Origin of the sequence: Stenotrophomonas maltophilia (genome assembly GCF_003970865.1) — a bacterium.
Lineage (GTDB): Bacteria > Pseudomonadota > Gammaproteobacteria > Xanthomonadales > Xanthomonadaceae > Stenotrophomonas > Stenotrophomonas maltophilia_AR.
On the sequence record NZ_RXLZ01000043.1, the window covers coordinates 34,328 to 43,281 of the forward strand.

Consider the following 8,954-nt stretch of genomic DNA (forward strand, 5'->3'; position numbering starts at 1 on the left):
CTGCGCGTCGCCCCTGGCCGGCATTATCGCAGCCGGACGTGCGCCGCACGTGTAGACCAAAGTCGCCGCCACGCCGTTCAGCCAGCCCCCGGCGGCCCCTTCACCGCGACCAGCCGTACCGGGCGCAGATCGGCCAGGGTCAGCCGCTCCAGCGGCTGCGGCCGTTCGATGGCATAGCCCTGCAGCCCCTGTACGCCAAGCCGGGTCAGCGCACCGGCAACCTCGGCGGTCTCCACCCACTCGGCCACCACCTCCATCTGCAGCTCGCGCCCGAGCTCGCTGATCGCGCGCACCGTGGCGTGGCTGACCGGGTCGGTATCCATGTCCCGCACGAAGGCGCCGTCGATCTTCAGGATGTCCGCCGGCAGCTGGCGCAGGTAGCCGAACGAGGACAGGCCGGAACCGAAATCGTCCAAGGCCATCCGGCAACCACGCGCCTTCACCGCATCGATGAAGGCACGGGCCTGGCTGAGATTGCTGATCGCCGCGGTTTCGGTGATCTCGAAGCACAGCTTGGAGGCCAGCGCGCGGTTGCGCTCGAGCAGGTCGCAGACGAAGGCGAGGAATCCCGGCTCGGCGATCGACTGCGCCGATACGTTGACGTTGCACAGGCCCAGCTGGCGCACGTGTGCCGGGCACACCTGCAGGTGGCGGAACAGCAGCCCGAGCACGTGACGGTCCAGCGCCACCGCCATGCCATAGCGCTCTACCGCCGGCATGAACTGTCCGGGCAGGTGCAGGCTGCCGTCGGTGCCCCGCATGCGCACCAGCACCTCGTAGTGCAGGTAGGTCGGATCGCCCACGCGGGCGATGCGTTGCGCATACAACAGCATGCGGTTCTCGGCCATCGCCAGGCTGACGCCCTGCAACCGCTCGGCCTCCTGCCGCCGCTCCTCCAGCGCCATGCGGTTCTCATTGAAGCAGTGCACGCGGTTGCGCCCGGCCTGCTTGGCGGCATAGCAGGCGCTGTCAGCCGCACTCATCAGCCAGTTCACATCGGGGGCGTCGGCGCTGACTTCAACCACGCCGATGCTGCAGCTCAGCTGCGGGCTGCCCTCGCTGATCGGGAACGTGGCCTGGCCCAGGTTGCGGATCACCCGCTGCAGCACCCGCTTGGCCTCGTCCTGCCCGGCATGGGCGAGGAACACGGCGAACTCGTCGGCGCCCAGGCGGCCAACCCAGTCACCGTCACGTACCGCCGCCACCAGGTAGTCGGCGAAACTGCGCAGCATCTGGTCACCGGCGGCGTGGCCGAAGCTGTCGTTGACCAGCTTGAAGTGGTCCAGGTTGATGTAGCACAGCGCATGCGTACCGCCGTCGCTGCGCACCTGCAGCAGCGAACGCTCCAGCAGCCGCTCGATCTCGCGCCGGTTGATCAGGCCAGTCAGTGGATCGTGGCTGGCATGGTGTTCGATCTCGCGTGCCAGGGCATGGTTCTGGCTGACATCCTCGATGATCGCAAACACCGACAGGCCACCTCCCGCGCTGCGCACACCGGTGCCACTCCAGCGCCCCCACACCAGGCTGCCATCGCGGCGGCAGAAGCGCAGCTCACTCGGCCGCAGCTGCCGGTCCCAGTCAATGCGGCCGACACCATCGATGACCAGTTCGCCCTCCATCAGCAGATCGCCGAGCGACATCTGCAGCAGCACGTCGCGTCGGTAGTCGAGGATATCGGCCATCGCCTGGTTGGCTTCGATCACCTTTCCATCGGTGTCGAGCTTGAGCATGCCGACATTGGCCTGGTAGAAGGCCGCGCGGAAGCGGCTTTCATGCTCGGTCAGGTCCTTGCCGACGCGACGCGCCAGCGCCACCGCCATCAGGCTGATCGCCAGCACCGACAGCCCGCCGACGGCAAGCGTGGCGATCCGCACCATCGTGGCCATGCGCAGCAACGCCTGGGAAAATGCCTGCGCCTGCACCTGCAGCCGCCGGTCCAGATCACGCAGCTGTTGCAGGTACCGGTCGCGGTCGGCCACTGGCAGCGCACCCTGGGCGTGTCCCGACTGCAGCTCGGCGACCAGCCGTTGCACGGCCAACAGTTCATCATCGGTCTGTCGCCACAGCGTGGTTGCTTCCCGGAATGCACCGATGTCGCGTGCATAGCGGAACGAGAACACCAGGCGCGGAATATCGGCGCGCGCGTTGCCGCCCTGCAGGAAGCCCTGCCTGGCCTTCTCCTCGTCCGGTACCGCCTGTTCCAGCGCCAGCCGGGCCTGCAGATCCCCCAACGGAATCCGCAGGGCCTGGCGCGCGTCATCCAGATCCTGCGCATGGCCACGCGCCAGGTAGCGGCTCAGCGCAGCGGTTGCATCCTGCTGCCCCCGTGACCAGTAGCCCTGGCCGGCAATCCAGGCCGTCGAGGCCGCCTGCAGTTCCTGGATCAACGCGGACAACGCGACCAACCCGATCGCCATGCCCGTCAACAACGCAAAGCGCAATCCCAGGCCACGGGTCATCGGCACCCGCCGGCTCTGCTGGTCCGTGCCACTTCTACCCATCCCGGATCCCCCCGAATGTGCTGCGGTGACAACCTCCCTTGGAACTGGCCCAGCCTATGACCGGCAATGTGTTTGCCATGCGAAAAGGGGACGGAGGGGATTAAGTCGTTTTCGGCATAAGCGCATGGCCTGCCATATACGACTTAATCCCCTCCGTCCCCTTTTCTGTACGCCAGCTCGGAGGCTGGCGTTGATCAGGACGGCTGCGGGCGCGGCTTAGAAGCTGCGCGGGCCGCGCGGCTTGAAGCCGTCACGACGCGGCGGGCGGCTGTCGCGGTCACCGCCGCGGTCGCCACCATGGCCACCCGGACCACCCGGGCCGCCACGACGCGGGCCACCCGGACCGCCCGGACCACGCTTGTCGAAGCGCGGCTTGAACGGGCGCGGCGCCGGGTTTGTGTCTTCACCCGGGGCCAGCGCGCGCATCTGCAGCTGCTGGCCGGACACCCAGACCTTCTGCAGGTGCGACAGCACGTCCGACGGCATCTGTGCCGGCAGGTCCAGCAGCGAGAAGTCGTCGTGGATGTCGATGCGGCCGATGAAGCGGCTTTCCAGGCCGGCCTCGTTGGCAATGGCGCCGACGATGTTGGCCGGCTTCACGCCATGCTGGTGGCCCACCGAAATACGGTAGGTCTCCATGCCCTGCTCCGGCGCACCACGCGGCGGAACCTCACGGCGCGGACGCTGCTCGAAACCACCTTCGGCGTCATCGCGACGCGGGCCACGCTCGAAGCGCGGACCACGTTCGTTGCGGTCGAAGCGATCGCCACGTTCCGGACGGTCGCCACGGTCGAAACGCTCGCGCGGCGCGCGCTCTTCACGCGGGGCACGCACCGGCGGCTGCAGCAGGAACGGGGTATCGCCCTGCAGCATCTTTGCCAGCGCGGCAGCCACTTCAATAGCCGGCACGTTCTGCTCGTTCTCGAAGCGTTCCAGCAGCTGGCGGTAGAAGTCCAGGCCGCCGGCACCGAGGGTTTCGGTGATGCGCGTGGTGAACTTGTTGATGCGGTTGTCGTTGACCGCTTCCACGCTCGGCAGCTGCATCTCTTCGATCGGCTGGCGGGTGGCGCGCTCGATCTGGCGCAGCATGCCCTTCTCGCGCGGGGTGGCGAACAGGATCGCCTCGCCGCTGCGGCCGGCACGACCGGTACGGCCGATACGGTGCACGTAGCTTTCGGTGTCGTACGGAATGTCGTAGTTCAGCACGTGGCTGATGCGCTCCACGTCCAGGCCGCGGGCGGCCACGTCGGTGGCGACCAGGATGTCCAGCTTGCCTTCCTTCAGCATGGCGATGGTGCGCTCACGCTGGGCCTGCTGCATGTCACCGTTGATGGCGGCAGCGGCCAGGCCACGGGCCTGCAGCTTGCTGGCCAGTTCTTCGGTGCCGGCCTTGGTACGCGCGAAGATGATCATCGCGTCGAACGGCTCGACTTCCAGGATGCGGGTCAGCGCGTCCAGCTTGTGCATGCCGCTCACCCACCAGTAGCGCTGGCGGATGTTGGCCGAAGTGGTGGTCTTGGCCTGGATGGTGACCTCGACCGGATCCTGCAGGTAGGTCTGCGCGATGCGACGGATCTGCGGCGGCATGGTGGCCGAGAACAGGGCCACCTGGCGCTGCTCCGGCAGCTTCTTCAGCACGGCTTCGACGTCGTCGATGAAGCCCATGCGCAGCATTTCATCGGCTTCGTCCAGCACCAGCGTCTTCAGCTCGGACAGGTCCAGGGTGCTGCGATCCAGGTGGTCGATCACGCGGCCGGGAGTACCGACCACGATGTGCACGCCGCGGCGCAGGGCCGACAGCTGCTGGCCATACGGCTGGCCGCCGTACACCGGCAGCACGCGGAAGCCGGGGATCTTCGACGAATAGGACTGGAACGCCTCGGCAACCTGGATGGCCAGTTCGCGGGTCGGTGCCAGGATCAGGGCCTGCGGCTTGATCTGCTGCAGGTCGATGTTGGACAGTACCGGCAGCGCGAACGCTGCGGTCTTGCCGGTGCCGGTCTGGGCCTGGCCCAGCACGTCGCGGCCTTCCAGCATCGCCGGGATGGTGGCGGCCTGGATCGGCGACGGGGTTTCGTAGCCGATGGCGGTGACCGCCTGCATCACGGGCTCGGACAGGCCGAGCTGCGCAAACTGCAGCGGCGCTTGGGAATCTTGGGACATGGGGAACTCCGAAGACACTGCCGTCTTCCTGGCAGTGCGATAAAAAAGGTGATGGTCCGCGCTTTGGGCGCCCTTCTTATCGCGTGCCCTGGCGCTGCTCGGTTGGAGGAGATTTCACTCGCTCAGAGCGGAATCATACCGCATTGATCCTGAACAAGGCGTACAGCTTGCCGTGCGCGTGCCGTCATGCCCCGTGCTGGCGCACAATACGCGCCCTCTTCCCGGCCCGGCCGCTGGCCTGCGCCCTCTTCCCAGGAACCCCGCTCCATGCAGATTCTCGAATTCGACCTCGACGGTGACTACGTCGAACTCAAGCAGCTGCTCAAGCTGGCCGACCTGGTCACCAGTGGCGGCGAAGCCAAGATGGTCATCAGTGACGGCCAGGTGCGGGTGGACGGCGAAGTCGAACTGCGCAAGGCCTGCAAGATCCGCGCAGGCCAAGTGGTCGAATTCGCCGACAGCCAGATCCGGGTGCTGGCCGCCGGCTGATCTGAACGGGCTGATCTGAACCGGTTCAGGCCACGCGCTGGGTCAGGTGCGAGGCAATCAGCTGCCTGAACGGTGCCACGCCCTGCGCCAGGCGCAGGCCGGCCGCCCGCAGCAGGCGCGCCGGACGGCGATCGTCGGTGTACAGGCTGGCGATCGCATTGGTGGCTTCGTACAGCGGCCGCGACGCCAGCCGGTGACCCCGCTGGTAGCTGCCCAGCATGCCGGCCGCGGCAATATCGGCACCGCGACGCTGCTGCTCGACGATGCCCTGCGCCAGCCGCTGTGCGCTGGCCAGTCCCAGGTTGAAGCCATGCGCGGTGACCGGGTGCATGCCGACGGCGGCATCGCCGATCAGTGCCGAACGCTCGCCGACAAAGCGGTGCGCGTACACCCCCACCAGCGGATAGGCCTGCGGCGTGGCCACCGGCTGCATGCGACCCAAGCGGTGTTCGAAGCAACCGCTGATGGCCTCACCAAAGGCCACCTCGTCCATCGCCAGCAGCTCCTCAATCTGCCGCGGCGGCAGCGTGATCACCGCCGATGCCTGGCCCTCGTTGAGCGGCAGCAACGCCATCGTGCGGCCGTAGCCGAACCACTCCCAGGCGGTGTGGTGATGGTCGCGCTCGACCTGCATGCGGCACACCAGCATCGACTTGCCGAAGTCGCGCATCTGCGCACCGATGCCAAGCATGCGGCGGGTGGCGGAGAAGCGGCTGTCAGCGGCTACCAGCAGCCGCGCATGAAGTTGGCTGCCGTCATCCAGTTTGACCACATGGCCCTGTGCATCGGCCTGTACGCCCTGCACCTTGCGCCCATCGAACAGTTCCAGGCCGTCCTGGCCCTGCACGGCATCCCATGCAGCGCGGCGGATCAGATGGTTGGGCACCAGCCAGCCCAGCGGCTGGCCGTCAACCTGGCTGCTGGCGAAGGTCAGCGCGAACGGCGAGCCGCCGTTCATCACCTTGGCATCGCGCAGTTCAGCGACTTCAGCCTGCGGCAGGCGCTGCCACAGCTCCAGCTGCTCCATGCTCTGCCGCGAGGCATGGGTCAGCGCGATCTCGCGGCCATCGAAGGCGGCCTCGGCCAGCGCCTGGCGCGGCTGCACTTCGACCAGCCCGACCTGCAGGCCGCTACCGGCCAGCGCACGCGCGAAACACAGACCCGCCGGTCCGGCGCCGACCACCACCACGTCCATCCTGCGCATGCGCGCCTCCTGCCGTTGATTCAGTCCGGGCCAGCATAGCGCCACGCACCTGACCGGCCTTGATCTGGATCAGGCCGGGATCACAACAACGCGAACACCAGCGCCAGGATCGACAGCAGCGACACCGCCCACACCAGGCTGCGCACATAGGGCACGCCTGCGGCATACAGCGGCAGGTAGACCACGCGCGCCCAGAAGTAGGCCTGCGCGGCCAGCGCCGTGGTGTCGTTGCCGCGCCCGGCCACGACCACTGCGATGGCGGCGGCGGCGAAGAACGGGAAGGTTTCCAGGAAGTTGGTCTGGGCACGTTGCAGGCGCCCGGCCAGCGGGCTGACCGGCTTCGCATCGCCATCGCGTGCCGAGGCATTCCACTTCATCCCGCGCTCGCGGGTCACCACCGTGGAGGTGGCGAAGATGTAGACGAAGCCCAGCAGCACCGACCAGGCCAGCATCGTCAGTTCAGTTGCCATCATTCATCTCCTCAGGGTGCCGACGCACGCAGGCTGTAACCGGCCAGGCGCCACACCTGGTCCTCGTCGAAACGGAATGAGACCAGCTCGCGCACCGGCTGTGCGCTGTTGGCGAAACGGGTCGGGAAGCTGACGTTGATGTACAGCCCTTCCGGCACCGCGGCACCGGCGCTGTACTTGACCCGGGTGATAGTCGGCTGGCCACGCCCGGCCAGCGCACCCAGACGCGTGCGCTCGGCGGTCAATTGGCTGACGAAAGCGGCCTTCGGTACTGCACGGCGCGCGACGGCCGAAGCGCCGTCCCACAAGTCGCCGGCGCGGTTGGCATCAACCAGCTGCGCCGCCTTCACTGCGGCCGCGCCCATTTCCGCATCCTGTTTCTGCACCTGTGCCTGCTGCGCGGCGGTCAACGCCGGAGCACCGGCGGTGGCCGGTTTTGCAGCCGACGGCGAGGCCGGTGCCGGGCGCGCGGGCGCCGGGGCGGGCGTGGCGGGCGCTGGCGTCTGCGCCAACGCGAGCATGGGCATCAGGGACAGCAGCAGGAGCACGCGCTTCATGGACACCGCCGGTTCTCGGGAAAGAACCGCAGTCTACGCCAGCACGGTGAGTTGTCCGTCAGCGCGCGTTGGCGCTGCCTTCCACCGCTGCGGCATCGGCCTGCGCGGCGGGCGTGCCGGTGTCTGCCGGCGCCTGTTCGGCCACCGGCGGCGGCTCCGACGGTGCCGGTGGCAGCGTTGCCACATCGATCTCCGACAGCGGGCTTTCTTCCGGGCACACCGCATCCGGGAAGCCGAAGCGCTGCTTCAGTGCCTGGCCGCAGCTGTTGATCGATTCCATGTCGGCGCCTTCGCGCTTGCACTGCTGGTCGAAGGCGATCAGGAACGCATCTTTGCGCTGCACGAAATCATCGCCGCAGGCCCGCATCTGCTTGATCCGTTCCAGATCGTCCTGCACCGCGTTGGTGCCATCCAGGCCGTACTGGCGCAGCTCGTCCGGCGTCAGCAGCCGCAGGCTGCGATTGGGCACGGTCATCATCAGATCAGCCACGCCCACCGCCACGCCGTTGCGCTGCAGGTAGTCCTTCACGTTGTCGTAGACCTCGTGCAGCTCGCGGTTGAGTTCCGCGCGCGAGGTGGCCTTGGAACTGATGCGCATCATGCGGTGGATGCCGACCTTGCCCGACAGCAGGCGGTTGTCACCGGCGGCCAGCACGAAGACGCAGGCGCTGTGGCAGATCGAGCCTTCGCGCACCCAGATCGTCCAGCCGGATTCACCGATGCTGTCACCGGCGACGATCGCCGATTCCACCTGGCCGCCGCTGGAATCCAGATCGAGGATGCGCTTGTGGATCTTCTGATCGTCAGCGACCACGGCCAACCGCCACATCATTTCGGCGAAGCCCGGATTGATCTTGCCGGCGTAGCGCACGCGCATCAGGCCACGTTCGGCGCACGGCGCCAGGGCCTGGGTGATCTGCTCGCGCTGCAGGCCCTCCAGCTCGACGCCGTCGCCGGCATCGCCAGCATATTCCGTGCTGCAGCTGACCCAGGCGCGGCCATTCTCCAGCTGCGCCTGCGGCCATGGCCGATCCGCCCGGCTGCGCGGTGGCGCCGGCGGTGGCGGTGCGTCAGCCGCATTGATCGACACCATGTTCTCGCCATCGCTGGCCGGCGCCCGCGCCGCCTTGTCGGCAGCAGTCACATTGCCTGGATTTTCCAGCTGACTGCAACCCGCCAGGGCCAGGCACAACAGGGGCAACCAGCGGAGTTTGGCGGACATCGGGCAACCGGGATTCATGGGAGCAAGAGCCACAGTCTACCCGTCCGGGGCGCGCATTCAGCGCGTGGCACTGAACCCCCTCTGACCCTTGGGAAAGCGTGTCGACCAAGGTCGACACCTACCAGAGCGGGATGCGCTTCCGACAGATCGCAGGAACCTGTCGAAGGCGGGGTGGGTCCGGTTGCAGGGGCGTGAGCGCCATGGGCCCGAGGCATGCCTCGGGCCCATGGCGCTCACGCCCTGGCCCTTATACCCACCTGACGTGCCCCCCTGATCATCCCGGTTAGACTCTCGAGCATCCCCCCCAGTGCTACAAAAACACACCGACCCCAAGTCAGCGTAGTAGGA

At 67.5% G+C, this 8,954-nt stretch carries 7 protein-coding genes; 1 reads left to right on the forward strand and 6 read right to left on the reverse strand.

All coding sequences use genetic code 11. The features are described 5' to 3' along the window. Window positions 1-77: 77 nt before the first annotated feature. Together EKL94_RS14850 and EKL94_RS14855 are read right to left on the reverse strand one after the other, a co-directional pair. Window positions 78-2,501: a putative bifunctional diguanylate cyclase/phosphodiesterase gene (locus EKL94_RS14850; protein WP_126929663.1), complete on the reverse strand. Its 2,424-nt coding sequence runs from the start codon at window positions 2,499-2,501 to the stop codon at window positions 78-80. Between the two features lie 216 nt (window positions 2,502-2,717). Then, window positions 2,718-4,664, reverse strand: a complete 1,947-nt coding sequence (locus EKL94_RS14855) for a DEAD/DEAH box helicase (protein ID WP_126929664.1) — start codon at window positions 4,662-4,664, stop codon at window positions 2,718-2,720. 267 nt (window positions 4,665-4,931) lie between these two features. On the opposite strand from EKL94_RS14855, the gene EKL94_RS14860 reads away from it, so the two are divergent. Then, window positions 4,932-5,153, forward strand: a complete 222-nt coding sequence (locus EKL94_RS14860; protein ID WP_012479588.1) for an RNA-binding S4 domain-containing protein — start codon at window positions 4,932-4,934, stop codon at window positions 5,151-5,153. A 25-nt stretch (window positions 5,154-5,178) separates the two neighbouring features. Here the strand turns inward: EKL94_RS14860 and ubiM are convergent, their stop codons facing one another. The 4 genes from ubiM to EKL94_RS14880 all read right to left on the reverse strand — a co-directional run bounded on the left by ubiM (window position 5,179) and on the right by EKL94_RS14880 (window position 8,606). Further along, window positions 5,179-6,357 carry a 5-demethoxyubiquinol-8 5-hydroxylase UbiM gene (ubiM, locus tag EKL94_RS14865; protein ID WP_126929665.1) on the reverse strand — a complete coding sequence of 393 codons (1,179 nt, stop codon included), beginning with the start codon at window positions 6,355-6,357 and terminating at the stop codon, window positions 5,179-5,181. Between the two features lie 80 nt (window positions 6,358-6,437). Continuing rightward, the gene (locus EKL94_RS14870; RefSeq protein WP_126929666.1) at window positions 6,438-6,827 is read right to left on the reverse strand and encodes an MAPEG family protein; all 390 of its coding nucleotides are present in this window, start codon (window positions 6,825-6,827) and stop codon (window positions 6,438-6,440) included. Between the two features lie 11 nt (window positions 6,828-6,838). Further along, a complete protein-coding gene (locus EKL94_RS14875) occupies window positions 6,839-7,384 on the reverse strand; it encodes a DUF4019 domain-containing protein (protein ID WP_126929667.1) in 546 nt (181 codons plus the stop codon). A 58-nt stretch (window positions 7,385-7,442) separates the two neighbouring features. Beyond that, a complete protein-coding gene (locus EKL94_RS14880; RefSeq protein WP_126929668.1) occupies window positions 7,443-8,606 on the reverse strand; it encodes a COG3904 family protein in 1,164 nt (387 codons plus the stop codon). Window positions 8,607-8,954: the final 348 nt, after the last annotated feature.